At 61.9% G+C, this 25,338-nt stretch carries 22 protein-coding genes; 15 read left to right on the top strand and 7 right to left on the bottom strand.

What is annotated here, in order from left to right:
- Positions 1-115: 115 nt before the first annotated feature.
- Positions 116-1,981 (bottom strand): quinoprotein ethanol dehydrogenase, encoded by a 1,866-nt coding sequence (gene exaA, locus ACLH0I_RS16710; RefSeq protein WP_411384812.1) that lies wholly within the window; start codon positions 1,979-1,981, stop codon positions 116-118.
- A 253-nt stretch (positions 1,982-2,234) separates the two neighbouring features.
- Between exaA and pedF the strand changes: the two genes are divergently transcribed.
- The 11 genes from pedF to mqo all read left to right on the top strand — a co-directional run bounded on the left by pedF (position 2,235) and on the right by mqo (position 15,392).
- The gene (gene pedF, locus ACLH0I_RS16705) at positions 2,235-2,696 is read left to right on the top strand and encodes a cytochrome c-550 PedF (protein WP_411384811.1); all 462 of its coding nucleotides are present in this window, start codon (positions 2,235-2,237) and stop codon (positions 2,694-2,696) included.
- 5 nt (positions 2,697-2,701) lie between these two features.
- A complete protein-coding gene (locus ACLH0I_RS16700; RefSeq protein ID WP_250962032.1) occupies positions 2,702-3,577 on the top strand; it encodes a substrate-binding periplasmic protein in 876 nt (291 codons plus the stop codon).
- Positions 3,578-3,587: 10 nt separating this feature from the next.
- Entirely contained in the window at positions 3,588-4,343 is a 756-nt protein-coding gene (locus tag ACLH0I_RS16695; RefSeq protein WP_250962031.1) for a quinoprotein dehydrogenase-associated SoxYZ-like carrier, read from the top strand.
- 16 nt (positions 4,344-4,359) lie between these two features.
- Positions 4,360-5,295, top strand: a complete 936-nt coding sequence (locus ACLH0I_RS16690; protein WP_411384810.1) for a quinoprotein relay system zinc metallohydrolase 1 — start codon at positions 4,360-4,362, stop codon at positions 5,293-5,295.
- Positions 5,296-5,794: 499 nt separating this feature from the next.
- Positions 5,795-6,349, top strand: a complete 555-nt coding sequence (locus ACLH0I_RS16685) for a hypothetical protein (RefSeq protein WP_411384809.1) — start codon at positions 5,795-5,797, stop codon at positions 6,347-6,349.
- A 353-nt stretch (positions 6,350-6,702) separates the two neighbouring features.
- Entirely contained in the window at positions 6,703-8,478 is a 1,776-nt protein-coding gene (locus tag ACLH0I_RS16680) for a PQQ-dependent methanol/ethanol family dehydrogenase (protein ID WP_411384808.1), read from the top strand.
- Positions 8,479-8,746: 268 nt separating this feature from the next.
- The gene (locus ACLH0I_RS16675; RefSeq protein WP_186707619.1) at positions 8,747-10,267 is read left to right on the top strand and encodes an aldehyde dehydrogenase family protein; all 1,521 of its coding nucleotides are present in this window, start codon (positions 8,747-8,749) and stop codon (positions 10,265-10,267) included.
- Positions 10,268-10,516: 249 nt separating this feature from the next.
- Positions 10,517-10,588: a pyrroloquinoline quinone precursor peptide PqqA gene (gene pqqA, locus ACLH0I_RS16670; protein ID WP_003243383.1), complete on the top strand. Its 72-nt coding sequence runs from the start codon at positions 10,517-10,519 to the stop codon at positions 10,586-10,588.
- A 132-nt stretch (positions 10,589-10,720) separates the two neighbouring features.
- Positions 10,721-11,878, top strand: coding sequence for an alcohol dehydrogenase-like regulatory protein ErcA (ercA, locus tag ACLH0I_RS16665; RefSeq protein ID WP_250962090.1), 1,158 nt, complete (start codon positions 10,721-10,723; stop codon positions 11,876-11,878).
- Positions 11,862-13,232 carry a NahK/ErcS family hybrid sensor histidine kinase/response regulator gene (locus ACLH0I_RS16660; protein WP_411384807.1) on the top strand — a complete coding sequence of 457 codons (1,371 nt, stop codon included), beginning with the start codon at positions 11,862-11,864 and terminating at the stop codon, positions 13,230-13,232. The genes ercA and ACLH0I_RS16660 overlap by 17 nt, the downstream gene beginning before the upstream one ends.
- Positions 13,233-13,748: 516 nt before the next feature.
- On the top strand, positions 13,749-15,392 hold the full coding sequence (gene mqo, locus ACLH0I_RS16655; protein ID WP_411384806.1) for a malate dehydrogenase (quinone): 1,644 nt from the start codon (positions 13,749-13,751) through the stop codon (positions 15,390-15,392).
- A 252-nt stretch (positions 15,393-15,644) separates the two neighbouring features.
- Here the strand turns inward: mqo and ACLH0I_RS16650 are convergent, their stop codons facing one another.
- On the bottom strand, positions 15,645-16,112 hold the full coding sequence (locus tag ACLH0I_RS16650; protein ID WP_411384805.1) for an Rrf2 family transcriptional regulator: 468 nt from the start codon (positions 16,110-16,112) through the stop codon (positions 15,645-15,647).
- Between the two features lie 146 nt (positions 16,113-16,258).
- Between ACLH0I_RS16650 and ACLH0I_RS16645 the strand changes: the two genes are divergently transcribed.
- A complete protein-coding gene (locus tag ACLH0I_RS16645) occupies positions 16,259-17,155 on the top strand; it encodes an NAD(P)/FAD-dependent oxidoreductase (RefSeq protein WP_411384804.1) in 897 nt (298 codons plus the stop codon).
- Between the two features lie 16 nt (positions 17,156-17,171).
- Here the strand turns inward: ACLH0I_RS16645 and ACLH0I_RS16640 are convergent, their stop codons facing one another.
- From ACLH0I_RS16640 to ACLH0I_RS16630, 3 genes are read right to left on the bottom strand one after another with little or no spacing between them, the layout of a single operon-like run.
- Positions 17,172-18,479 (bottom strand): CitMHS family transporter, encoded by a 1,308-nt coding sequence (locus ACLH0I_RS16640; protein WP_186707624.1) that lies wholly within the window; start codon positions 18,477-18,479, stop codon positions 17,172-17,174.
- Between the two features lie 52 nt (positions 18,480-18,531).
- Positions 18,532-18,855: a hypothetical protein gene (locus tag ACLH0I_RS16635; RefSeq protein WP_250962023.1), complete on the bottom strand. Its 324-nt coding sequence runs from the start codon at positions 18,853-18,855 to the stop codon at positions 18,532-18,534.
- Positions 18,855-20,204 carry an acyclic terpene utilization AtuA family protein gene (locus ACLH0I_RS16630; protein WP_411384803.1) on the bottom strand — a complete coding sequence of 450 codons (1,350 nt, stop codon included), beginning with the start codon at positions 20,202-20,204 and terminating at the stop codon, positions 18,855-18,857. The genes ACLH0I_RS16635 and ACLH0I_RS16630 overlap by 1 nt, the downstream gene beginning before the upstream one ends.
- 101 nt (positions 20,205-20,305) lie before the next feature.
- Between ACLH0I_RS16630 and ACLH0I_RS16625 the strand changes: the two genes are divergently transcribed.
- A complete protein-coding gene (locus tag ACLH0I_RS16625; protein WP_250962021.1) occupies positions 20,306-21,202 on the top strand; it encodes a LysR family transcriptional regulator in 897 nt (298 codons plus the stop codon).
- 253 nt (positions 21,203-21,455) lie between these two features.
- On the opposite strand, the gene ACLH0I_RS16620 is transcribed toward ACLH0I_RS16625, so the two are convergent.
- A complete protein-coding gene (locus ACLH0I_RS16620) occupies positions 21,456-22,310 on the bottom strand; it encodes a CAP domain-containing protein (RefSeq protein ID WP_411384802.1) in 855 nt (284 codons plus the stop codon).
- 193 nt (positions 22,311-22,503) lie between these two features.
- Positions 22,504-23,277: an L-iditol 2-dehydrogenase gene (locus tag ACLH0I_RS16615; protein WP_250962019.1), complete on the bottom strand. Its 774-nt coding sequence runs from the start codon at positions 23,275-23,277 to the stop codon at positions 22,504-22,506.
- Between the two features lie 408 nt (positions 23,278-23,685).
- Here ACLH0I_RS16615 and ACLH0I_RS16610 point away from each other — a divergent pair, with 408 nt between their 5' ends.
- The gene (locus ACLH0I_RS16610; protein ID WP_411384801.1) at positions 23,686-24,615 is read left to right on the top strand and encodes an AraC family transcriptional regulator; all 930 of its coding nucleotides are present in this window, start codon (positions 23,686-23,688) and stop codon (positions 24,613-24,615) included.
- Complete coding sequence (locus ACLH0I_RS16605; RefSeq protein WP_411384800.1) at positions 24,599-25,234, top strand: hypothetical protein; 636 nt, start codon at positions 24,599-24,601, stop codon at positions 25,232-25,234. The genes ACLH0I_RS16610 and ACLH0I_RS16605 overlap by 17 nt, the downstream gene beginning before the upstream one ends.
- Positions 25,235-25,338 lie beyond the last annotated feature (104 nt).

The following is a 25,338-nucleotide window of genomic DNA, read 5'->3' as shown; positions in this document are numbered from 1 at the left end:
TTGCTCGCGATGGCGGTGGTTCAGCCGGCATTGATGTTGACTGACACTGCGCTATCGCGAGCAAGCTCGCTCCCACAGGGGTTATGGTGTGGGTCGGGGCCCAGGTGGGTTCGGGCTATTTCTGCGCCGTCGCCTTATCCCAACTCGGGATCTTGAATACCCAGAACGACCCGCCCTGGGCCACGGGCTTGGTCAGTTCGGCCATGTCGCCGCCCCACAGCGGCACGGCGCCGCCGTAGCCGACGGTCACGCCGATGAACTGCTCGCCGTCCTGCTCCCAGGTGATGGGCGGGGAGACGATGCCGCTGCCGGTCTGGAATTTCCACAGTTCCTTGCCGGTCTTCGCGTCGAAGGCCTTGAAGAAGCCGTCGCCGGTGCCGGTGAACACCAGGTTGCCCTTGGTCGCCAGCACGCCGGCCCACAGCGGTAGCGGTTCCTTGTGTTCCCAGACCACTTTGCCGGTGGTGGGGTTCATCGCTCGCAGGCTGCCGACGTGATCGTCGTACATGCGCTTGATGCGGAAGCCCATGCCCAGGTAGGCCGAACCTTTCTTGTAGTTCACTTCCTCGGTCCAGTACTCCTCTTTCCACTGGTTGCCGGGGACGTAGAACAGGCCGGTGTCCTGGCTGTAGGCCATGGGGTTCCAGTTCTTGCCGCCGAGGAAGGGCGGCGAGACTTCAACCGGTTTGCCCTTGGTTTCACCGGGCAATGGCTTGGCCGGGCGCTGGCCGGGGTTTTCCACCGGGCGGCCGGTCTTCAGGTCGATGTGGCTGGCCCAGGTGATGTTGTCGACGAAGGGGAAGGCGTTCTGCAGCTTGCCGTTGTTGCGGTCCACCACGTAGAAGAAACCGTTGCGGTCGGCGTGGGCGGTGGCCTTGACCACCTTGCCGTCCTTGTCCTTGTAGTCGAACAGCACCAGCTCGTTGTTGCCGGAGAAATCCCAGGCGTCGTTGGGCGTGTGTTGGTAGAACCACTTCACCTCGCCGGTGCTTGGGTCGACCCCGACCTGGCCGGAGGTGTAGAGGCTGTCGTAATCATGGGGGTTGCCGTCCTTGGACGTGCGCGCCCAGGTGTTCCAGGGGGCGGGGTTGCCCGCGCCGACGATGATGGTGTTGGTCTCGGGATCGAAACTGGCGCTCTGCCAAGGTGCGCCGCCGCCATGGCTCCAGGCCTCGACCTTGCCGGTCTCGGTGGTCTTGTCGTCGGGCCAGGAGGGCGCCTTGACGTCGCCGGTCGGCGTGCTGTCCTTGCCGTTGAGGCGGCCCATGTGACCTTCGACGAACGGGCGCATCCAGACTTCCTCACCCGTGTCCGGGTCGCGGGCGAACAATTGCCCGACCACACCGAACTCATCACCGGAACTGCCGTGGATCAGCAGGACCTTGCCGCTGGTCTTGTCCTTGATCAGCACCGGGGCGCCGGTCATGGTGTAGCCGCCGGCGTGATCACCGAACTTCTTGTTCCACACCACTTTGCCGGTGTTCTTATCCAGGGCGACCACGCGCGCATCCAGGGTGCCGAAGTAGATCTTGTCGCCATAGATGGCCGCACCCCGATTGACCACGTCGCAGCACGGACGAATGTTGTCCGGCAGCCGGTGGTTGTAGGTCCACAGGCGCTTGCCGGTCTTGGCGTCGAGGGCGAACACCCGCGAGTACGAACCGGTGACGTACACCACGCCGTCGCTGACGATGGCCTGGGATTCCTGGCCGCGCTGCTTCTCGTCGCCGAATGAGTAGGACCAGGCCGGGGTCAGCTTGAACACGTTCTTGTCGTTGACCTGGGCCAGCGGGCTCCAGCGCTGGGCGTTGGTGCCCATGCCGTATTGCAACACGTCCTGGGTGGTCAGGTGGTCGTTGGCGATGTCTTCCCAACTGACCCCTGGCGCTGCGGCGCTGGCCAAGGGGCTTAGCGACAGACTGCCGGCCAGCAGCAAGGCAACCGTCAGGGAGGAGAGGGCGGGTAGCGTTTTTATTCTCATGGTGGCAGTTCCCAGTGAAAGGTTTTGGCCTGACTAGGTTGGGTTGCGCCGGGGGCCGCCGATACGGAAAAAGTCCCGCCTTTGCCGGGAAGATTTCCCAAACCGCCTGTCTTTGCGACTTGCGTCGGATGGCCTGCTACCAAGGAACTAGACCCCGGCCACCAAAGCAGCATTCGGCTGGCGGCACAGGGTTCCTAAGATGACGGCACGGCCTCTGCCAAGAGGTCTTGCGTGCAATCCAGAGGGCATAACAATGACAACAAAACGCAACGCCATCATCGCTACCGCATTATGGATGGGGCTGACCGGCGCAGGCTCCGCATGGGCCCATGGCAACGTAGTGCCCCAAGCAGTGGAAACCAAGGGACTGACCCCGATCAAGGACACCAACTTGCCGTTGGACGCCGATGGATGGGCTGCCCAGAACCCGTATCGCAATGCTCCCGAGCGTGAAAAAGCCGTGGAGATCGGCGCCTCGGCCTACAACCAGAACTGCGCGGCCTGCCATGGCCTGGAGGCCAAGTCCGGCGGGATCGCCCCGGACCTGCGCATGCTCGACGCCGCCGAAGCCGGCGATGAGTGGTTCGTCGAACGCGTGCGCCACGGTGCGGTGCGCGACGGCCGGGTCTATATGCCGAAAATGGCCGACTACCTGAGCCAGGAGGCCTTGTGGGCGGTGCGCACCTACCTCGACAGCGTACACCTCGAGGAGTGAGTGCCATGCGCCTGTTCGCGTGGGTAATGTGCAGCCTCTTGCTGTTTGGCCAGGCGGTGCAGGCGCAGGTGCGCAGCTACGACCAGATGATCGCCGCCGGGGAGTTGAAGGTGGCGGTCTACAAGGATTTCGCACCCTACAGTTTTGAAGACCAGGGCCAGCCCCGGGGGGTTGATGTTGAATTGGCGCAAGCCCTGGCCAAGGCCATGGGCGTGCGTCTGAAACTGATGTGGGCACCACCCGGCGAGAAGCTCGACGACGATCTGCGCGACTACATCTGGCGCAGCAGCCCGTTGCACGACCGGCAACTGGCCGACCTGATGATGCGGGTGCCGTACGATCACGACTACGTGCAAAGACGCAACGACATCGGGGAACTGGAAAACGTCCAGGTGGTGATGTTCGGTCCCTATCAGCAGGAATGCTGGCAGGTGGCGTATGACCGTCGCCGGCTGGAGTCGGTGGGCAGCGTCGCCGTGTTCCAGCAACACCCCATCGGGGTGGAGGTCGACAGTGTGCCGTCGTTCTACCTGACCTCGGTGTTCAACGGCATGCTCAGCGCCAAGACTCGCCATTACCCCAGCGTCGCCAAGGCTTTCGGGGCCATGCAGGCCGGAGAGGTCGACGCCGTCATGGCCATGCGCGGGGAAGTTGACTGGCAGGTGCATGAGGCGGCCGATCAGCAGCTGGCGCTGGCGGAGAATGCCTATCCAAACATGGGCAAGCAACGCTGGGAAATCGGCATGGCGGTGCACGAAAGCAACCGTCAGTTGGCCTACGCGGTGGAAGAGGCGCTGGAAGGCTTGATCCGCGACGGCAGCCTCAAGGCGATGTATGCCCGCTATGGCCTGCGCTACGACGTACCCGAAATGTACCAATAGGAGCGCAGGGATGAACTGGCGAGCGTATGGCCTGCTGTTAGGATGCCTGCCGTGGCTGGCGATGGCGGTCGAGCCGGGGAAGGATCCGGTGCCGTCGGTGATGTGGGCCTTTTATCACAAGCAGTTGCTGGGGGACGCGCCGTTCGTGTTCGACGACCGGGTGCGGCTGCTGGCACCACCGTTTGCCGAAGATGCGCGACAGGTGCCACTGGAAATCGATGCCCGGGCCTTTGCCGGCGACGTCATACGGGTACTGGCCTGGGCCGAGCTGAACCCGCTGCCGAAAATCGTCGATTTCCAACCCGGGGAGCGGGTGCTGCCTTGGCTGTCGGTCCGTATTCGCATCGAGCAAGCCACGCCGTTGCGCGCCGCCGTGCAGACCCGCGATGGTCTGTGGCACGTCGGTTCGACCCTGATCGATGCAGCCGGTGGCGGCTGCACTGCTCCCAGCGTGGTGCGCACCCAGCCGGGCTGGGAGGAACACTTGGGCGAGGTGCTGGGCGGCCGTTATCCGCGAGGGGATTCGAGTCGCCTGCGCCTGCAAGTCAACCATCCAATGGACAACGGCCTGGTGAGCGGCATCCCGGAGTTTTTCCTCAACCACGCGCAACTGCTGGACGCCGACGGCCAGGTGTTGGCGCGCCTGGAGCTGTTCCCGGCGGTCAGCGAAAACCCCAACCTGGGCTTCGATATCCAAGGCCCGGGACAGACCCGCCTGGTGCTGCGCGACAACAGCGGCAACGCGTTCGAGGCGGCCATTCCCTGACCAGAAGGAGCGCGCCATGCGCTGGCTGTTACTGCTCTGTCTTGGCCTGTGCCTGCCGGCATGGTCCGCCACCGACTATTCACTCAAGCCCCGGCAGATCGCCGCAGGCACCTGGCTGCTGGAAGGCAGCACCGAGAACTTTGCCAAGGCCAACGGCGGCAATATCGTCAATACGGCGTTCATCGTCACCGAGGCCGGCGTGGTGGTGATCGACACCGGGCCGTCGAAACGCTACGGCGAGGCGCTGCGCCAGGCCATTGCGGCGACCACCGACAAGCCGGTCATCCAGGTCTTGCTGACCCATCATCACCCTGACCACGTATTGGGCAACCAGGCGTTCAGCGACGTGCCTATCGGTGCCTTGGCGGGCACCACCGACCTGCTGCGACAACAGGGTGATGCGCTGGCGGAGAACATGTACCGGCTGGTGGGCGACTGGATGCGCGGCACCGAGGTGGTACTGCCAACCCAAGTGCTGGTGGCCGAGACGTTGAAGGTGGGCGATCATTCGTTGCGTCTGCTGGCATTGGCCGGGCACACCGGCGCGGACCTGGCGATCCTGGATGAAACCACTGGCGTGTTGTTCGCCGGCGACCTGGTGTTCTACGAGCGGGCCCTGACCACGCCCAACAGCCCCGGTCTGGAAGTCTGGCTCAAGGACCTGGACACCTTGCAGGCCTTGCCCTGGAAGCAGATCGTGCCTGGCCACGGCCCGGTCGCGAGTGACGCCCAGCCTTTCGCGCAGATGCGTGATTACCTGGGCTGGCTCGACCAACTGATGCGCGACGGTGCTACCCGAGGCGACGACATGGCCGAGATGATCCGCGGCCCCATTCCCGAGCGCTTTGCGGGGATCAGCTTGACTCGGTATGAGTTGATTCGCAGCGTCAGTCATCTTTATCCGCGTTATGAGCGGGCGAAGATGAAGCGAGTAGATGTCAAGCATCAATAGTCCAGGCTGGTTGAAGCTTTCAAGGCGAGGGGGATTTTTCTACTTCAAGAATTACATTCACTTTTCTGAACCCTGAGTCATCAACAGGATTACCACTTGCTGGAGTCAAAATGCCTCCAAGTCATTTCGGTGAGGGCATTTTGTTACTTGCAACACGAGTCATTAAACTTGTTGATTAGATGCTTGCATATTTTTTGAGGTCCTGGATCAGATAAGTTGCAATCGATAACTAACTAATTTCTTTGCGAGCTGGTGTTTGTTTGTCGATGTCGAACGATGTCGCTGAGTTGGCCGTTCATCGGATCAGAACTTGACCTGTAGAATCTGACAGTAGACAGCCTCCAGAACCGAGGCCAGAGTGAAAAAAACGCCGGTTCGCAGATGACAAGGCTGCACGAGAAGGTTTTTTCTGCGTTGGTGGATATCGCAATGGTCAATGGACTGATCCAAGGCCAATAAGCTTAGCGAATCTTAGGGTAATGCGAGGAAGGGATTTCTAATGAAACATAGTTTTGAAACAACTACAGGCGTTACGGTGTCCGCGTTCCTGATGCTCCTGATAAGTGCAATTCCTGCGAAAGCCTACGCCTATGTGGGTGATGTGCCTGATGGTGGCTTCACAGAACGGCAAATTACCTGCTCAACTGGTAATTTTAAGGGTGAAGCGGTGGTGAAAACGCATCGAAGGAACGTAACCGTCGGCGGTACTAGTCAGCAGCAGTGGACCGCGGAAATTCTTAGGTACAGGATTACTAGATTCAATGGTCAGTCCGGTGGTAATAAGGCAAATGTCAACTTGAGTTTGGATACCTGGAATGGGAAGTCTGGCAACTATCGCGATCACGGTTGGGCTAAATCCCCAGATGCCATGAGGCAAGATGGGCAGTGGCACAACTTGTCAATGTTCCTCCAAGGTGCCAATGGAGATACAACAAGTTATCCTCCCGAAATGTCACAGGCCGAAACCACCGTCCAATTTATATTTGATAAGTCGGGGTCGGATCCAAGCTGCAAGGCTAAGACTGGACGGTATCATGGCCAGCCGCGAGGATGAAGTGGCGATTTCACCAGCCGTTTTTCCATATTGGGTCCAGAGCGAATGACACTTCTTAAAAGCCTGCCCTTTTTTTAAGACGTCCATTTTTTCCTCCGCCCTGTCACATCTGAGGGTAGCACGTCGACATTTGCGTGTGGTCGTGCATCGCCGGGATTTAGTTCTGCCGTTGGCCCGTCGAACAGCGCCGGGTCACTGGGTGTCTGACGGTGGTTCTCTGCTCTGCTTACATGTACCAAGGAACTAGAAAACTCAACACAGCGGGCAATTGTTGGCGAGGGCCCCGAGCCCAAGAATCTGTGGCAGACCGGGAAAATTTCCCGGGTATAACAATAACCGCAGAGGTAGCCGTCATGACTCATCCCGCACGTCGCCAACCCTTCGCCGTGAGCCTGCTGCTCAGTGCCATGCTGCTGTCAGGTTCGGCCTTGGCCGCCGTGACCGATCAGGAAATTCTCCAGGACCCGAAAAACCCGCAGCAGATCGTGACCAACGGCCTGGGCGTCCAGGGCCAGCGCTACAGCCCGCTCGACAGCCTCAATGTCAACAACATCAAGGACTTGCGCCCGGTCTGGGCGTTCTCCTTCGGTGGCGAAAAGCAGCGCGGCCAGCAGGCCCAGCCGATGATCAAGGACGGGGTGATGTACCTCACCGGTTCCTATTCGCGGGTGTTCGCGGTGGATGCGCGCACCGGCAAGAAACTGTGGCAATACGACGCGCGCCTGCCCGATGACATCCGCCCTTGCTGCGATGTGATCAATCGCGGCGTAGCGCTGTATGGCGACCTGGTGTTCTTCGGCACCCTCGACGCCAAGCTGGTGGCCTTGAACAAGGACACCGGCAAAGTGGTGTGGAGCAAGAAGGTGGCCGACCACAAGGAAGGTTATTCCATCAGCGCCGCGCCCATGGTGGTGAATGGCAAGCTGATCACCGGTGTGGCCGGTGGCGAATTCGGCGTGGTCGGCCAGATCAGCGCCTACGATCCGAAGAATGGCGAACTGCTGTGGACCCGCCCGACGGTGGAAGGTCACATGGGTTACGTCTACAAGGACGGCAAGGCGGTCGAGAACGGTATCTCCGGTGGCGAGGCGGGCAAGACCTGGCCGGGCGATCTTTGGAAAACCGGCGGCGCGGCGCCTTGGCTGGGGGGCTACTACGACCCGGAAACCAACCTGCTGCTGTTCGGCACCGGCAACCCGGCCCCTTGGAATTCCCACCTGCGTCCTGGCGACAACCTCTATTCGTCGTCGCGCCTGGCCCTGAACCCGGACGACGGCACCATCAAGTGGCATTTCCAGAGTACGCCCCATGACGGCTGGGACTATGACGGCGTCAATGAGCTGATCTCGTTCAACTACAAGGAAGGCGGCAAAGACATCAAGGCTGCGGCAACGGCCGACCGGAACGGCTTCTTCTACGTGCTCGACCGCACCAACGGGAAGTTCATCCGCGGCTTCCCGTTTGTCGACAAGATCACCTGGGCCACTGGCTTGGACAAGGACGGGCGGCCGATCTACAACGAGGCCAGCCGTCCGGGCGCACCGGGCAGCGAAGCCAAGGGCAGTTCGGTGTTCGTCGCCCCGGCCTTTCTCGGTGCGAAAAACTGGATGCCCATGGCCTACAACCAGGACACCGGCCTGTTCTACGTGCCGTCCAACGAATGGGGCATGGACATCTGGAACGAAGGCATCGCCTACAAGAAAGGCGCGGCGTTCCTCGGGGCCGGGTTCACCATCAAGCCGCTGAACGAGGATTACATCGGCGTGCTGCGGGCCATCGACCCCAAGACCGGCAAGGAAGTCTGGCGCCACAAGAACTTCGCGCCGCTGTGGGGCGGGGTCCTGACCACCAAGGGCAACCTGGTGTTCACCGGCACGCCTGAAGGGTTCCTCCAGGCGTTCAACGCCAAGACTGGCGAAAAGGTCTGGGAATTCCAGACCGGCTCCGGCGTGCTTGGCTCGCCCATCACATGGGAAATGGACGGTGAGCAATACGTCTCCGTGGTTTCCGGCTGGGGCGGTGCTGTGCCGCTGTGGGGCGGCGAGGTGGCCAAACGCGTGAAGGACTTCAACCAGGGCGGCATGCTCTGGACCTTCAAGTTGCCGAAAGAGCTTGTCGCCAAGCGCTGAGCCAACCTTGGCAAATGTAGAACCTGTGGGAGCGAGCTTGCTCGCGATGAGGCCAGAACATCTTGCATCGATGTTGACTGATCCGCCGCCATCGCGAGCAAGCTCGCTCCCACAATAAAGCCCGGGTCATCCTCGGATCGCGGCAAAACCTACGACCAAATAACGAGAGAGCCCCCTGCCAATGACGCATTCGTCCACGGCATGGGGCTCTCTACCATCGGCCTATCGCCTGTCCCGTGACAGGCATCGACCAGGCAGAGGCCCCATCATGATCTACGCACAACCCGGAACCCCAGGCGCCGTCGTTTCCTTCAAACCGCGCTACGGCAATTTCATCGGCGGCGAATTCGTCGCGCCGGTCAACGGTGAGTATTTCACCAACACGTCCCCGGTCAACGGCGAAGTCATTGCCCAATTCCCGCGCTCCAACGCCGCCGACATCGACAAGGCACTGGATGCGGCCCATGCCGCCGCCGACGCCTGGGGCAAGACCTCGGTGCAGGACCGCTCGCGGGTGCTGCTGAAAATCGCTGACCGCATCGAGCAGAACCTGGAAGTCCTCGCCGTCAGCGAGACCTGGGACAACGGCAAGGCCGTGCGCGAGACCCTCAATGCCGACGTGCCGTTGGCGGCCGACCATTTCCGTTACTTCGCTGGCTGCATTCGCGCCCAAGAGGGTGGGGCGGCCGAGATCAACGAACTGACCACCGCCTATCATTTCCACGAGCCGCTGGGCGTGGTCGGGCAGATCATCCCGTGGAACTTCCCGCTGCTGATGGCTGCCTGGAAACTCGCCCCGGCCCTGGCCGCCGGTAACTGCATCGTGCTCAAGCCAGCCGAACAGACGCCGCTGTCGATCATGGTCTTCGCGGAACTGATCGCCGACCTGCTGCCACCCGGGGTGTTGAACATCGTCCATGGTTTCGGCCGCGAAGCCGGTGAAGCCCTGGCCACCAGCAAGCGTATCGCCAAGATCGCCTTCACCGGCTCCACCCCGGTGGGCTCGCACATCATGAAGTGCGCCGCCGAGAACATCATCCCGTCTACCGTGGAGCTGGGCGGCAAGTCGCCAAACATCTTCTTCGAAGACATCATGCAAGCCGAGCCGGCCTTTATCGAAAAGGCGGCTGAAGGCCTGGTGCTGGCGTTTTTCAACCAGGGCGAAGTCTGCACCTGCCCATCTCGTGCCTTGGTACAAGAATCGATCTATGTGCCGTTCATGGCCGAGGTGATGAAAAAGATCGCCAAGATCAAGCGCGGCAACCCGCTGGACACCGAGACCATGGTCGGCGCCCAGGCGTCCGAGCAGCAATTCGATAAGATCCTGTCGTACCTTGAGATTGCCCAGCAAGAAGGCGCCGAGCTGCTCACCGGCGGCGCTGCCGAGCGACTCGAGGGTGATTTGTCGAGCGGCTATTACATCCAGCCGACCCTGCTCAAGGGCCACAACAAAATGCGTGTGTTCCAGGAGGAAATCTTCGGTCCAGTGGTGGGCGTGACCACCTTCAAGGACGAAGCCGAAGCCCTGGCCATCGCCAACGACACCGAGTTCGGCCTCGGTGCCGGCCTGTGGACCCGCGACATCAACCGCGCCTACCGCATGGGCCGGGCGATCAAGGCCGGTCGCGTGTGGACCAACTGCTACCACCTGTACCCGGCCCATGCCGCGTTCGGTGGCTACAAGAAGTCCGGCGTGGGTCGTGAAACCCACAAGATGATGCTCGACCACTACCAGCAGACCAAGAACCTGCTGGTGAGCTACGACATCAATCCGCTGGGCTTCTTCTAACCCGGTAACACAGCACTCCCCCTGTGGGAGCGAGCTTGCTCGCGATAGCGGTCGATCAGTCAACACCAATGTTGAATGTCCCGGCCTCATCGCGAGCAAGCTCGCTCCCACAAGGGTTATGCAATGGCATGTCACCCATCCAATACCAACGCACCCCACCCACCGCTTCGAAAGTAGCATTCGAGCCCCAGGCGTGGCGTGCATTAATGACCTTGCCGGAATCGCCCGGTACAAGAAGAGGAAAGACCCATGTGGACTAAACCCGCGTACACCGACCTGCGTATCGGCTTTGAAGTGACGATGTACTTCGCCAACCGATGAGTGCCGGCCCGGCCTGAGGCGTTCAGGCCGGGCTACCCCATTGGTCGGATTGCAATCACCGTGGGATGCTTTAGGCTCAAGGTATCCCAGACAATAACAACAGGCTTACCGATGAGCCACGTCACTGAAAAGATGAGCCTCAGCCCGCTGCGCAAGTTCGTTTCCCCTGAAATCATGTTCGGTGCCGGTTGTCGGCACAATGTCGGCAACTACGCCAAGACCTTCGGCGCGCGCAAAGTGCTGATCGTCACCGATCCCGGGGTCATCGCCGCCGGTTGGGTGGCGGACGTCGAAGCCAGCCTCCAGGCCCAAGGTATCGATTACTGCATCTACAGCGCGGTCTCGCCCAATCCCCGGGTCGAGGAAGTGATGCTCGGCGCTGACCTGTACCGGGAAAACCATTGCGATGTCATCGTCGCCGTGGGCGGTGGCAGCCCGATGGATTGCGGCAAAGGCATCGGCATTGTCGTCGCCCATGGCCGCAACATCCTCGAGTTCGAAGGCGTCGATACCCTGCACGTGCCCAGCCCGCCACTGATCTTGATTCCCACCACGGCGGGGACGTCGGCGGACGTGTCGCAGTTCGTGATCATCTCCAACCAGCAAGAACGCATGAAGTTTTCCATCGTCAGCAAGGCGGCGGTGCCGGACGTGTCGTTGATCGACCCGGAAACCACCCTGAGCATGGACCCGTTCCTGTCCGCCTGTACCGGCATCGACGCCCTGGTGCATGCCATCGAGGCCTTCGTGTCCACCGGCCACGGCCCGTTGACCGACCCCCATGCACTGGAAGCCATGCGCCTGATCAACAACAACCTGGTGCAGATGATCGCCAACCCGGCGGACGTCGCCCTGCGGGAAAAAATCATGCTGGGCAGCATGCAGGCCGGGCTGGCGTTCTCCAACGCGATCCTCGGGGCGGTGCATGCGATGTCCCACAGCCTGGGCGGTTTCCTCGATTTGCCCCATGGCTTGTGCAACGCGGTACTGGTGGAGCATGTGGTGGCGTTCAACTACAACTCGGCACCGGAGCGTTTCAAGGTGATTGCCGAGACCCTGGGCATCGATTGCCGGGGGCTCAATCACCGGCAGATCCGCGGCCGGCTGGTGGAGCACCTGATTGCCCTCAAGCGCACCATCGGTTTCCACGAGACCCTGGGCCTGCACGGTGTCAGCACGTCGGACATTCCGTTCCTGTCGCAACATGCGATGCACGACCCGTGCATCCTCACCAATCCTCGGGAGTCGAGCCAGCGGGATGTCGAGGTCGTCTATGGCGAAGCCCTCTGACGAGCAGCAAAAAGCCCTGGCCGGGCTGCTGGGGCTGGGCAATCACTCGACGCGCAAGAGTCACTACCCGGAACTGACGGCCCGTCTCGATGAGCTGGAACAGGCCCGCCGACACCTGCAACAACTCAATGACCAACTCGAGCAACGGGTGGCCGAGCGCACCGATGCGTTGCTGGAAGCCAACCACAACCTGCAGCAGCAGATTGCCCAACGCGAGCAGATAGAGCAGCAATTGCGCGATGCCCGGGATGTCGCCCAGGCCGCCAACCGCAGCAAGGACAAGTACCTGGCCGCCGCCAGCCATGATCTGTTGCAGCCCCTCAACGCGGCCCGCCTGCTGATCGCCACCTTGCGTGAACGCCAGTTGCCTGCCGCCGAGCACGTGCTGGTGGAACGCACTCATCAAGCGCTCGAAGGGGCCGAAGACCTGCTCACCGACCTGCTGGACATTTCCCGGCTCGACCAGGCCGCCGTCAAGCCCGACCTGGCGCCGTATCGGCTGGATGAGTTGCTGGGGCCGCTGGTGTCGGAGTTTCAATCGGTAGCCGGTGCCGCCGGGTTGGAGCTGCGGGTACGGTTTGGCGACGAAGCGGTGCTGACTGACCTGCGATTGATCAGCCGTATCCTGCGCAATCTGCTGAGCAATGCCTGCCGCTACACCAATCAAGGCGGCATTCTCCTGGCGGCCAGACGTCGGGGAGGGCGCCTGAGCCTGGAAGTCTGGGACACGGGACGGGGCATCGCCGCCGATTGCCTGGAGTCGATTTTCCTCGAGTTCAATCAACTGGACGTCGGCCGGGCGGCGGATCGCAAAGGCGTGGGCCTGGGGTTGGCGATCGTCGAACGCATCGCCCATATCCTCGGTTACCGGGTACAGGTGCGTTCGCGCCCGGGACGAGGTTCGGTGTTCAGCATCGAGGTGCCGCTGTCCAGTGAAAAACCGCAACCCGTATCCCAGGCCCCGGCCCAGGCGGTCGTCGGCAACCCACTGCCGGGGCGGCGTTTGTTGGTGATCGACAACGAACTGAGCATCTTGCAAAGCATGGCCGCGCTGTTGGGGCAATGGGGTTGCGAGGTGTTGACCGCCACCGACGAGGCGGGCGCCCTTGACGTGCTGCAAAACCGCGCGCCGGAGTTGATCCTGGCGGATTTTCACCTGGATCATGGGGTCGTCGGCTGTGAAGTGGTCAAGCACCTGCGCGAGCATTTCCACCAGGCGATCCCGGCGGTCATCATCACCGCCGACCGCAGCGACCAGTGCCGCCGCGCCCTGCGCAAGCTGGATGCTCCGCTGCTCAACAAACCGGTGAAGCCTGGCAAGTTGCGGGCGGTGTTGAGTCAGATCCTCGGGTAGGACCACAAAACCTGTTAGCCCCACCCATCCCAGTGGGAGCGAGCTTGCTCGCGATTAGCGGCCGATCAGTCAACATCGATGTTGCATGTCCCGGCCTCATCGCGAGCAAGCTCGCTCCCACAGGAGGTCTGCTCCGGGCCAAAGGGGCTTGAATCCAGGCTCACTGCGGATCAGGCCATTAAAATGCCGTCATTTGGTCGGCGTTTTTGCCAAGAATGTAAAAATGCGCTTCGGTCTGTTTATTTCCTTATGTAAACTCCCCCCGCTGCGACAATCGGGCACGGCCACGCCAGGCCCGATGAACACCGTTTGCAGCGTCCCTCACCCAGCTGAAGCCAAGACCTACAAGAAGTCAGCGCCGGAGAGACATAAACGAGAGGCCGACGAATATGCTCGGCCCTGTAGGTCCATCCTCCAGTCCGTCTCGATCCATCCCCCAGCATTGCTGGCCGTGGATGTGATCTATCCTTGATCAGGACCGGTGGACGGAATGGCGTTCATCCTAGGGATACACACATGTTGAAGAAAACACACACGGCGCTACTGGGCCTGGCGATGGCGATGGGTCTTGCGACCACGCACGCCGCCGAGCCAAAAAAAGTGGATGTCTTGCTCATTGGTGGGGGCATCATGAGCTCGACTCTCGGCGTCTGGCTCAATGAGCTGGAGCCGGGCTGGACCATGGAAATGGTCGAGCGCCTGGACGGTGTTGCCGAAGAGAGTTCCAACGGTTGGAACAATGCCGGTACGGGTCACTCTGCACTGGCCGAGCTGAACTACACGCCGGAAGACAAGAATGGCAAGGTCGAGATCGTCAAGGCCATCGAGATCAACGAAGCGTTCCAGATCTCCCGTCAGTTCTGGTCCTGGCAGGTCAAGAACGGTGTGCTGAAGAACCCGCGCTCGTTCATTAACTCCACGCCGCACATGAGCTTCGTCTGGGGTGATGACAACATCGCGTTCCTGAAGAAGCGCTACGAAGCGCTCCAGGCCAGCCCGTTGTTCGCCGGCATGCAGTATTCCGAAGACCCTGCGCAGATCAGCAAGTGGGTTCCGCTGATGATGCAAGGGCGTGACCCGAGCCAGAAAGTCGCGGCCACCTGGAGCCCGTTGGGTACTGACGTGAACTTCGGCGAAATCACCCGCCAATTCGCGACTTACCTGCAAACCAAGCCGAACTTCTCCCTCAAGCTGTCCAGCGAAGTGGAAGAAATCACCCGCAACGAAGACGGCACCTGGCGCGTTTCGTACACGAACCTGAAAGACGGTACCGAAACCGAGACCGACGCCAAGTTTGTGTTCATCGGCGCCGGCGGCGGTGCGTTGCACCTGCTGCAGAAGTCCGACATCCCGGAAGCGCGTGAATACGCCGGTTTCCCGGTAGGTGGTTCGTTCCTGGTCACCGAAAACCCGACCGTCGCCCAACTGCACCTGGCGAAGGCGTATGGCAAGGCTTCGGTGGGCGCACCGCCGATGTCGGTTCCGCACTTGGACACCCGCGTGCTCGATGGCAAGCGCGTGATCCTGTTTGGCCCGTTCGCAACGTTCTCCACCAAGTTCCTGAAGAACGGTTCGTACTTCGACCTGCTGACCAGCACCACCACCCACAACGTGTGGCCGATGACCAAGGTCGGTATCGAACAGTATCCACTGGTCGAATACCTGGCCGGCCAGCTGATGCTGTCGGACGAAGACCGCTTCAACGCGCTGAAAGAGTACTTCCCGGACGCCAAGCAGGAAGACTGGCGCCTGTGGCAGGCCGGCCAGCGCGTGCAGATCATCAAGCGTGACGAAGAGAAGGGCGGCGTGCTGAAACTCGGTACCGAAGTGGTTGCCTCCCAGGATGGCAGCATCGCCGGCCTGCTGGGTGCCTCGCCAGGCGCCTCGACTGCCGCACCGATCATGCTGAACGTGCTTGAGAAGGTCTTCAAGGACAAGGTCGCCAGCCCGGCCTGGCAGGAAAAACTGCGCCAGATCGTGCCAAGCTACGGCACCAAGCTCAACGATAGTCCTGAGCGCGTAGCCCAGGAATGGGCGTACACCAGCGAGGTCCTGCAACTGGACACACCGCCGGTAATCGGCAAGCCTGGCACTACCGCGGCACCGGCCAAGCCGGGCGTTGCCCCGCAAGCCAATCCGGCGGCTGACATGGCGCTGTAAGCCGGACGCTGTCTGAAGTAGTACAAGAAACGCCGCTCAAATGAGCGGCGTTTTTTATTGAACGCTCGGTTAACCCCTTTGGGAGCGGGCCTGCTCGCGAATGCATTCATCTGAATAGATGATATTGAATGTACCGCCGCTATCGCGAGCAAGCTCGCTCCCACAAGGGACTCGCGGCGAATGGACGGCTTGTGGTCAAGGCTGAACCCTGTGGGAGCGAGCTTGCTCGCGATAGCGGCGGACCTGTCAACATCAGTGCCCCATCTGCGAAAGGTCGGTTCCATCCTCTGCGCATACCTGTCGAAACCGCGCGTCAAAATCCTCCGCTAACTGCGCCAGGGTAATTGCTCCCAAACGCTTGAGCAGCAACGCCTGGGCCTCATCGAACGCATCCGTCAGCGCGCCATTCACCGCCTGTTCCACCAGGCATTGCGGATGATCGGTGGACAGGCCAATGGCAAAGATCGACGTGCTGCCCAAGGCTTGGTGGATGTCCAGCAAGGTCATCTCCGACAGCGGCTTGCTCAAGGTCCAGCCGCCACGATGGCCTTTTTCCGACGTGACATACCCCTGTTCCTTGAGCAACGCCATGGTCCGGCGCACCACCACCGGGTTGGTGCCCAGCATCTGCGCGAGGGTGTCGGACGTGGCCGATTGTTGGTGACGATCCATGTGGATCAATACGTGGAGCATGCGGGACAGGCGGGTGTCGGTTCTCATGAGCGTTGCAACGTACCGTGGCGAAGACCGGCCTGAGTATCGCCTGTAATCGCAAAAGTTACGAGATCGTTGACAGGCGCTTTTCAAGGAACTTACGATGTATCGAGACTTTATCAATTCCGCCAGACCACCCCAGGAGATTGATCATGCACTACGACGTCGTCATCGCAGGCGGCAGCTACGCCGGTATGTCCGCAGCCCTGCAACTGGCCCGTGCCCGCCGCAAAGTGCTGGTCATCGATGCCGGCCAGCGGCGCAACCGGTTCGCGGCCAGCGCCCATGGTTTTCTCGGGCAGGATGGCCGCGCCCCCGGAGACATTGCCGATGATGCCCGCCGCCAGCTGTTGGCCTACCCGACGGTAGAGTGGGTATCGGCTACCGCGAGCAAGGCCAGCCAGGAGGGGGGCGGCTTCCTCGTGGAGACCCATGACGGGCAACGCTACAGCACCCAGCGCCTGCTGTTGGCCACCGGGGTCATCGATGAGTTGCCCGACGTGGAAGGGCTGGCGCAGCGCTGGGGCAAAAGCGTCTTCCATTGTCCGTATTGCCACGGCTATGAACTGGAACAAGGTCCCATCGGGGTGTTGGCGACCTCGCCGATGTCGCTCCACCATGCCTTGATGCTGCCCGACTGGGGCCCGACGACGTTCTTCACCAATGGCGTGTTCGAGCCCGACCTTGAGCAACAGGACAGCCTGGCCCGACGGGGCGTAACCCTGGTGCCGGAGCGTGTCGAACGTATTGAAGGCGACCGGGCCGACGTGGTGCTGGCGGACGGACGGGTGATCGCCATTGACGGCTTGTTTGTCCTGCCGCGCATCCAGGTGGCCGGTTCACTCGCGGCGTCCTTGGGCTGTGCTTTTGAAGACGGCCCGCTCGGGGCGTTCATCCAGGCCGACCCGATGACGCGTGCAACCAGCGTCCCGGGTGTTTTTGTCTGTGGCGATGCGGCGATGCCGTTCGGCTCAGTCGCGTTGGCGGTCGGCGATGGGGTGAGGGCGGGCTCCGGGGTGCATCGTTCGCTGATCTTCGATGCGCATTGAAGCCCGCCCTTGAGCGTTATACCTGTACCGCGCCGGTTGCCACGGCAAAGGCAAGCATCACCAGGCTGACGCCCCAGGCCCAGAAGAACGTATAGGTGATGTGCTTGCGCAGCTCCACCCCGGACAACGCCAGCGCTAGATAGACGCTGGGCACCACCGGGCTGATGGAAAAGCCGGTGTTCTCCCCGATCAGCATGGCCCGGGCCACGGCTTCGAGAGGAACACCCGCGGCGGCGGCCACGTCCTTGATCACCGGAAGCAGGGCGAAATAATAGGCGTCCGGTGAAAAGATCATGCCCAGGGGCACGCCGAAGAAACCGACGATCACGTGCAGGTATTGGGCGGATCCCGCCGGCAGGATATCGATCAGTGCCAAGGCCATGCCGTCGGACATCTTCGCGCCGGAGAGCACGCCCAACAGGACGGCAGCAGCCATCATCACCAGGACCATTTGCAGCGCGTCGGCGGCATGGGCCTTGAGGCGTTCGGCCTGGGCGTCCAGGGACGGGAAGTTCAAGGGCAGGGCGATGCCCAGGCCCACCATGAAACAGGCGTACAGGGGGAAAATACCGGTGAACAGGCACACCAGGATCCCAGCGGTCAGCGCCACGTTCAGCCAGTAGCGCAGCTCCCGGGGCGAGAGGCTGAATTCCCGGTCCTGGGGTTGCAGCCCGTCGAGGTCGCACGTCGCCGCTGCCCCGAGGGACATCGGTTGGCGACGCTGGGCGCGCAGGCCCAATACGGTCGCGACCAGCAGCATGCACGCCAGGCCCACCATCTGCACCGGCAGCAAGCCTAGCCACAACTGCGTGGCATCCAGCCCCGACACCGCGGCGGCCCGTGCGGTCGTGCCGCCCCAAGGGACCATATTGATGACACCGGCCGTGGTGCCGACCAGGCACAACAGCATCGCCGGGCTCATGTTCAGGCGTTTGTACAAGGGCAACAGGGCCGGGATGGTCAGCAAGAACGTGGCGGCGCCGACGCCGTCGAGATGAACCACCGACGTCACCAATACCGTTACCAACGCCACGGCCAACGGCTTGCCGCCCGTGCTGCGGATCAGCAGATTGACCAACGGATCGAACAGGCCGCGGTCACGCATGATGCCGAAAAACAGGATGGCGAACAGAAACAGTGCGGCGGTCGGGGCCACTGTAATCAGGCCGGCCTTGATGAACTCGCCGATCTGTCCGAGATTGAAACCGGCCAGCAGGCAAACGACCACGGGAAGGGTGGTGAACGCCACAACCGGACTGATCCTGCGCAGCAATATCAAGCCGATGATGGCGAACATCATCAGGAAACCCAGGGTTGTAATCATGTTGCAGCCTCTCTTTTTATTGTTGTCGGATGGTGCGCGGGCGGTGGCTCGGTCAGCCTTGCGGGCCTGGCAAACGCAGGGCCAGCAGCAGGTAACTCAGGCTTTTGCCGTGGCGGTCAAGACCGCAACTGCGGTTCACTCCACCCTCCAGGGCGTCCTCAAGTACGAAATTCAATGCGTTCAGGTTCGGCAGCTCATAGCGATGCACCTTGGAGGGCTGGCGCGTCGCGAATTGCTCGGCCACCCGGGCGCAGGTCAGTTCCCGTAGCAGCCAGGGGTAGTGGGCAGGATCGTTGGGAAACAGGGCGATGCTGAGAATGTTGCCTTTGTCGCCAGCACGGGCATGGGCATAGTCAGCGAGGGTGACCAGGTTCATCAATACCACTCCAGGGTTGTGTGGATCTCATTTCGCGGCAGCAGGAAGCTGCGAGTGGTGACGGTCTCGGCGAGGTGCCGACGCACGCCACCGCCGCCCGCGGGCCCGTTGGTATAGAGCGACTCAACCTCTGCCAGCAGCGCTTCCACCAGCAATCGGTCGGTGTGGGTCAAGCCGATGCGCACGCGCACATCTTCCAGGGAGGGCGCCTGGGCCAGTTGCTTTTGCAGATAACGACCGCCCTGGTCGTTGAAAAGGCTGGCAACCCCGGACAGGTCGATCCAGGGCTGTATCCCCGGTGCCAATTGGTCAAAACGTTGCAGCAGGATCTCCCGCGCCAGTGCAGCACGCGCCACGGCACCGGGGCCTGCGTAGGAGATTTCCGCCTCGCCGAACCACAGGCCGCGCACCCCCGCCAGGCCCTTGAGCGTGTAGGGACGTGGATGGCCAAGCAGGCCACTGATCTCGACACGGTCCTCGCCCAGATCCTCTACGCGAGCCTGGCCCAGGTCCAGCACCACGTCCGGCGTCAGGTAGCGTCGAGGGTCATGTACTTCGTAGAGGAGTTGTTCCTTGACGGTCTGTTCGCTGACCCGGCCACCGCTGTTGCGAGTCTTGCCGATGATCAGGCGGCCGTCCTGGTGAACCTCTGCAATGGGGCAGCCGAGGTTGGCCGGGTCCGGAATGTCTTTCACCCCAGGATGGGCAAAGTAGCCGCCAGTGACCTGGGTGCAACATTCCAGCAGATGCCCGGCTGTGGTGGCGACGGCCATTTTCTGCCAATCGTCAGCCGCCCAACCCAGCCCATGGCGGATCGCCCCCACCGCCAGCGACGGATCCGCGACCCGACCACACAGCACGATCCCGGCGCCCTCGGCCAACGCCTGGGCAATACCGTCGGCCCCGGTGTAGACGTTCACCGAAACGGGGTGCTCCAAGGGGGCCGATGACAACCATCGTTCGTACCGGGGAGGCGTTTCTTCCAACAGGTCATCGCCCAATACACAGGCGATTTTCAGCTCAGGGAAGCGACCCGCCAACCCGTGTCGCAGCCGTCGCGCGGCCGCCCGGGGATTAGCGGCACCACCGTTGGTGATGATCGGGATGCCGGCCTCGATGCACAGGTCGAGCATGGGTTCGAGGAAGTCGAACAGGCGGGCGGAGTAGCCTGTCTCTGGATCAAGTCGTTTGCGTAGCTGGGCCTCGGCCAGGGTCCGCTCAGCCAGTAGCTCCAGCATGATGTAGCGCTGGCCGCTGCGTTGCGCCAGGTCCTGGGCCAGGCGCAGGGCGGCGTCGGGTCGATCATTGGCGAAACCGGCGCCACACCCGACGAGAATTGTTTTTGTCATGTCCGAGTTCCACTGAAAGGTGGCTCCATAGTGGAGGGGGTGGATTATTCTGTGAATTTTAAAGATAGAATCAATTAATTCAGTAATTTTATGAGTGGGCCATGAACGTTTCTTTTCGTCAGCTTCGTGCCTTCATCCTGATCGCCGAGACGTCGAGCTTTACCCGCACGGCAGAACAATTGCACCTGTCCCAACCGGCGTTGAGCTACAGCATTCGCAAATTGGAAGAGAGCATGGGCTTGCAACTGCTCGCGCGTAACACCCGCAGCGTCGAACTGACGCCCGCCGGAGAGCACTTCTTGCCCCAGGCCCGGCGCATGCTCCGGGACATGGACGATGCCGTACGCGATGCTCGTGACACCCTCAACCTGAGCCGGGGTACGCTCCGGCTGGCGGCCCTGCCTACCGCCGCCGCATCGTTCCTGCCGATGGCCATTGCTGCTTTCCAGCGTGAGAACCCGGGCGTGACGGTGAGCTTGCTGGATGGCCGCGCGGGGGAAATCATGGGCTGGGTGCAGCGAGGCGAGGTGGACGCCGGCATCAGTTCGCTGCCTGACGATCTTTCCGGATTGAGTTTCGAGCGACTGCTGGACGACAACCTTGTGCTATTGAGCCACAAGGATCACCTGCGCGAAGGCCTGGACGACTGGAAGCGGCAGCCCTACATCGCGCTTACGCCCGACACCAGCATCCGCCCCCTGGCTGACGCTGCATTGCGCTATCTGAACGTCGATGCGGTTCCGGCCTGGGAGGTCGCGCACATGAGCACCGCCACGGCGTTGGTGCGCGAAGGATTGGGATTCTCCCTGCTGCCGGCCAGTTGCACGGCCGTGTTCAACATTGGCGAGCAGTGCATGGTCACTGCCATCGACCAGCCGGCGAAACGCTCGATCGGCCTGTTGCAGCGCAAGCCGGTGGCCCCATCACCCTCGTTGAGCCAGTTCATGGAGCATGTGCGGCAGGTGCTGCGGCAGGATGAGGCCAGCCACGGGCGCTGAGGTTGATCAGGCACTGGCTATCGCGAGCAAGCTCGCTCCCACATTGGCGGATGGTGGAACTTGAGCGCATGACCGCCACAACGCCCACTGTGGGAGCGAGCTTGCTCGCGAAAACGGTGGTTCAGACAGCATCGATGTTGAATATGCCGCCGCCTTCGCGAGCAGGCTCGCTCCCACACTGGCTGGCGCTGGGACTTGATCGCATGGCCGCCAAAAATCCCCTGTGGGAGCGAGCTTGCTCGCGATGGCACCGCTACTGCGGCGTGCCAAACATCGCTGTCCAATAGATCCCCGCATCGCTTTTCGGATCGGTCGCATACCCGGCGCCCAATTCGCGGAACTGCGGGTTCATCAGGTTGGCGCAGTGCCCCGGGCTGGCCAGCCAGCCATCCACCACCTTGAGTGCGGTGTCTTGGCCGGCGGCAATGTTCTCGCCGATCAATTGGCCCAGGTAGCCGGCCAGTTCGGCGCGGTCGCCGGGCGTGCGGTTGTCGCGGTCCTTGTGGTCGAAGAAGTTGTTGTTGGCCATGGCCCGGGTGTGCGTGACGGCGGCCAGGGCCAGGGTGGCGTTCCAGGCCAGCGGCGTGGTGGCGGCGAAGGCTTCGGTGCCGCAGCGACGCGGCTGGGCGCGGGCGCTGTTGATCAGCTTCAGCAGTTTCTGGCCCTCCGCTTGCCAATCACCCAGGCGCGCCGATAGCAACGGGCGCGCCAGCACAATGCGCCATTCGCGATCCAGGCGGCTGACGCCGATGTCGACGAACTGTGGGTCGAGCACCACCTGGCAGAAGCTTTCCTGCACGGCTTTCATGGCCGATTGCGCATCGCGCGGCCCGGACAGGCTGATGGCTTGCACGTTGACCATGGGATAGGCCGCCCGCGCCAGCGCCTGTTGCAGGTCGCCGATGCCATTGGCCGACAGGATCAGCCGGGAGTCCATCGCCAGCGGCGGCAGTTCCAACGAGGCCTGGCCGGCGCAGCTTTGGGATTGGCTGCGGTAAAGGTTGATGGACTCGACCAGTTGCGTCTCTTCGGTGGCCGTGGCGCTGGTGGTGAACGCCAGGCCCAGCGACAGCACGACAAGACCCATGACGGATGAAATGGCACGCATGTAAATCTCCCTTGAGCGGACGGCGCCTATGATGCGCAATTTTTGCCCCGCCGGGGCAACGGTATTCACGCTCTCTTGAAATCCTTGGAACGGTACCGTTGGGCACCGTTCGGGACAATCCTCAAGTAGTGGGATCAGTTTTCAAGCGAATAAGTCCATTTCCGTCGTTTCAAGGCCATAAAAACCTCGATTATCAGCTCATCCAGTTACCACCATCGACGTTATACGTCTGTGCCACCACGTATTCGCTCTCCGTCGAGGCCAGGAAAATCGCCATTCCGGTGAGGTCCTCCGCGGTGCCCATCCGGCCATAGGGTACTTGCTCCGCAACCTGGCGCTTCTTTTCCCCCAGCGGCAGGTTTTCGTGACGGGCGAACAGCGCGTCCACGCCATCCCAGTGCTCGCCATCCACCACGCCGGGGGCGATGGCGTTGACGTTGATCCGGTGCCTGATCAGGTCCAGCCCGGCGGACTGGGTCAGGCTGATCACCGCCGCCTTGGTGGCGCAATAGATCGCCACCAGGGGCTCGCCACGCCGGCCGGCCTGGCTGGCCATGTTGATGATCCGGCCGCCATGGCCCTGGCGGATCATCTGCCGCGCCGCCGCCTGCAGCGTGAACAGCGTGCCGGCGACGTTGATGGAAAACAGCCGCTCGTAGCTCTGTCGGGTGATGTCGACGATGGGCGCCAGGTCGAACAGCGCGGCGTTGTTGATCAGGATATCCAGCTTGCCCGCCCGGGCCACCACGGCCTCGATGGCCTGGTCGATCGAGGCCTGGTCGGTCACGTCCATTTTGACGGCGTAGGCGCAGTCGCCCAGCTCGGCGGCGGTGGCCTGGGCTCGGTCAAGGTCGATATCGGCGATCGCCACCGTGGCGCCTTCGTTGATATAGGCCTGGGCGAATGCCTTGCCGATACCACGGGCGGCGCCGGTCACCAAGGCACTTTTTCCTTCGAGTCGTTTCATGGGGTTTTCCTGTCAGTCTAGGGAGTAGGCGGTGCACACAGCCCTTGTGGCGAGGGAGCTTGCTCCCGCTCGGCTGCGAAGCAGTCGTAAACCGGCGGGTGCGGTGTGTCTGATACGCCGCACTTGGCAGGTTTTGGGGCCGCTTCGCGGCCCAGCGGGAGCAAGCTCCCTCGCCACGGGTTTGCCGATTGCCTTAAGTGAATAGCATTGCGGTCATGGGTAAGCCGATTACAGCAGCGCCCGTGGAGGAGGACAAACGCGGGGAGAATCGTGGGCTGATATTTTTTTAACGTCGCTGAACGTGGCAAGCGCGGGTTAAAAAAGTACCAGCGGACGGTCAGACCGAGGCTGGCTAAGCGCTGCGTACTCGGCGTAAGGTGCCCGCTATAACGCTAAAAGAGGCGCGACATGCCTGATCTCCGAACGCCCCTGTTCGAGCAGCGACCGGCCGAACTGGAAGTCATCCTGCCCGAACCCGAACACAGTTTTCGCTGGTACGAGCACGATTACCCGTACCCGCTGGCGCGCTGGAACCATCACCCTGAATTCGAGATCCACCTGATCCGCCAGGGCAGCGGCAAACTGTTGGCGGGCGACTACATCGGCCCGTTTGGCCCCGGTCATGTGGCGATGATCGGCCCGGATTTGCCCCACGACTGGATGGGCGACCTGGCGCCGGGGGAGTTCTTGGCCGGTCGTGACGTGGTGTTGCAATTCGACGGCGCCACGCTGCTGACCTTGCGCCGCACCCTGCCTGAACTGGGGGATCTGCAGGGGCTGTTCGAACGAGCCCGCCGTGGCCTTGCCTTCGCAGGTGACACCGCACTGAGGGCTGCGCACCTGCTGGAAACCATCGGCCCGGCCCAGGGGCTGCAGCGATTGGCGCTGTTCCTGGAGTTGCTCCATACCCTCAACCAGGCTCCCGGTGACGAGGCCCTGAGCCTGGCGAGCCCATGCTACGCACCGACCCTCGATGCCCGCAGTTCCGAGCGTATCCACAAAGCCTTCGAGTACCTGCAAGCCGAACTCACCGGCGACCTGAGACTGTCGGTGATCGCCCGTCAATTGGACATGAGCGAGCCAGGCTTCTCGCGATTCTTCAAGCGCATCACCGGGCACGGTTTCATCGACCTGATGCGCAAGTTGCGAGTTCAGCGCGCCTGCCGCTTGCTGTTGCAAAGCGAAATGCCGGTGACCGACATCTGTTTTGAAGTGGGCTATAACAATCTGTCCAACTTCAACCGACATTTCCGCATCGAAATGAACCAGACCCCCAGCGAGTATCGGCGGGGCGCTTTTCCCTTGTCTGACGGAGACGGTCATGTTGAACGTCGTTGAACAGCCAACCAGCGCATCGTTGCGCCAACGAATGGAGAGGGCCGGTTGCGCCTTCGAGTTCCTGGTGCTTGCGCCTGAGGCGAATGAGGCGGTTGACGAGGCGCTCCATCGCCAGGCCGTGGATCTGTTGTTCCAGCAGATCAAGGCCCTATGGCTGGAGCGTCACCGCCAACTGGCCCTCGATCCGCGCGATGCCGAGGTTGCGTCGCCCATCATGAGTTGGGATCTGGACAAGGCTGTCGCCAAGCCGCTGAACCACGACGAGGTGACCCGACTCATGCGCACCGACGTGGGCGAACACAATCAGCAGCCCTACGCCTTGTACGCGGACTTCTGCGAACCGCCCTATGGCACCCGTTTCAGCGACGACACGCCGCAAGCGCTGTTCAAGGCATGGCTCGATTTGCTCGGGCTCGAAGAAGGGATCGATGTCGTGGTGTTGAGTTGGGTCGACAACTTCAACGTCAACTGGACCGCCAGCGACGAACCCGATCCGGCCCGTGAGCCCTGGAGCGATTATTTCGACGATGGCCTGGAGTGGTGGGGCGTCTGGTGCCTGAGCATCTGGAACCCCAAGCGCCGCACGCTTGCCGTGCTGGCGGCGAGCACCACCGATTGAGTCGCTAGTACACAGACCTTAAAACCACCCAGAAACCAGTGTGGGAGCGAGCCTGCTCGCGAAGGCGTCAGCACATTCGACATACATGCAAGCTGGCCCACCGC

Source organism: Pseudomonas sp. MPB03, from assembly GCF_046605385.1.
Classification (GTDB): domain Bacteria; phylum Pseudomonadota; class Gammaproteobacteria; order Pseudomonadales; family Pseudomonadaceae; genus Aquipseudomonas; species Aquipseudomonas zanjanensis.
Note: the sequence above shows the minus strand (reverse complement) of the source record. Positions and strands in the feature narration are given on the sequence as shown.

Bases quoted from the DNA above. Each gene is read 5' to 3' on its own strand.
- exaA (WP_411384812.1), bottom strand. From the start codon at position 1,981: ATGAGAATAAAAACGCTACCCGCCCTCTCCTCCCTGACGGTTGCCTTG.
- pedF (WP_411384811.1), top strand. From the start codon at position 2,235: ATGACAACAAAACGCAACGCCATCATCGCTACCGCATTATGGATGGGG.
- ACLH0I_RS16700 (WP_250962032.1), top strand. From the start codon at position 2,702: ATGCGCCTGTTCGCGTGGGTAATGTGCAGCCTCTTGCTGTTTGGCCAG.
- ACLH0I_RS16695 (WP_250962031.1), top strand. From the start codon at position 3,588: ATGAACTGGCGAGCGTATGGCCTGCTGTTAGGATGCCTGCCGTGGCTG.
- ACLH0I_RS16690 (WP_411384810.1), top strand. From the start codon at position 4,360: ATGCGCTGGCTGTTACTGCTCTGTCTTGGCCTGTGCCTGCCGGCATGG.
- ACLH0I_RS16685 (WP_411384809.1), top strand. From the start codon at position 5,795: ATGAAACATAGTTTTGAAACAACTACAGGCGTTACGGTGTCCGCGTTC.
- ACLH0I_RS16680 (WP_411384808.1), top strand. From the start codon at position 6,703: ATGACTCATCCCGCACGTCGCCAACCCTTCGCCGTGAGCCTGCTGCTC.
- ACLH0I_RS16675 (WP_186707619.1), top strand. From the start codon at position 8,747: ATGATCTACGCACAACCCGGAACCCCAGGCGCCGTCGTTTCCTTCAAA.
- ercA (WP_250962090.1), top strand. From the start codon at position 10,721: ATGAGCCTCAGCCCGCTGCGCAAGTTCGTTTCCCCTGAAATCATGTTC.
- ACLH0I_RS16660 (WP_411384807.1), top strand. From the start codon at position 11,862: ATGGCGAAGCCCTCTGACGAGCAGCAAAAAGCCCTGGCCGGGCTGCTG.
- mqo (WP_411384806.1), top strand. From the start codon at position 13,749: ATGTTGAAGAAAACACACACGGCGCTACTGGGCCTGGCGATGGCGATG.
- ACLH0I_RS16650 (WP_411384805.1), bottom strand. From the start codon at position 16,112: ATGAGAACCGACACCCGCCTGTCCCGCATGCTCCACGTATTGATCCAC.
- ACLH0I_RS16645 (WP_411384804.1), top strand. From the start codon at position 16,259: ATGCACTACGACGTCGTCATCGCAGGCGGCAGCTACGCCGGTATGTCC.
- ACLH0I_RS16640 (WP_186707624.1), bottom strand. From the start codon at position 18,479: ATGATTACAACCCTGGGTTTCCTGATGATGTTCGCCATCATCGGCTTG.
- ACLH0I_RS16635 (WP_250962023.1), bottom strand. From the start codon at position 18,855: ATGAACCTGGTCACCCTCGCTGACTATGCCCATGCCCGTGCTGGCGAC.
- ACLH0I_RS16630 (WP_411384803.1), bottom strand. From the start codon at position 20,204: ATGACAAAAACAATTCTCGTCGGGTGTGGCGCCGGTTTCGCCAATGAT.
- ACLH0I_RS16625 (WP_250962021.1), top strand. From the start codon at position 20,306: ATGAACGTTTCTTTTCGTCAGCTTCGTGCCTTCATCCTGATCGCCGAG.
- ACLH0I_RS16620 (WP_411384802.1), bottom strand. From the start codon at position 22,310: ATGCGTGCCATTTCATCCGTCATGGGTCTTGTCGTGCTGTCGCTGGGC.
- ACLH0I_RS16615 (WP_250962019.1), bottom strand. From the start codon at position 23,277: ATGAAACGACTCGAAGGAAAAAGTGCCTTGGTGACCGGCGCCGCCCGT.
- ACLH0I_RS16610 (WP_411384801.1), top strand. From the start codon at position 23,686: ATGCCTGATCTCCGAACGCCCCTGTTCGAGCAGCGACCGGCCGAACTG.
- ACLH0I_RS16605 (WP_411384800.1), top strand. From the start codon at position 24,599: ATGTTGAACGTCGTTGAACAGCCAACCAGCGCATCGTTGCGCCAACGA.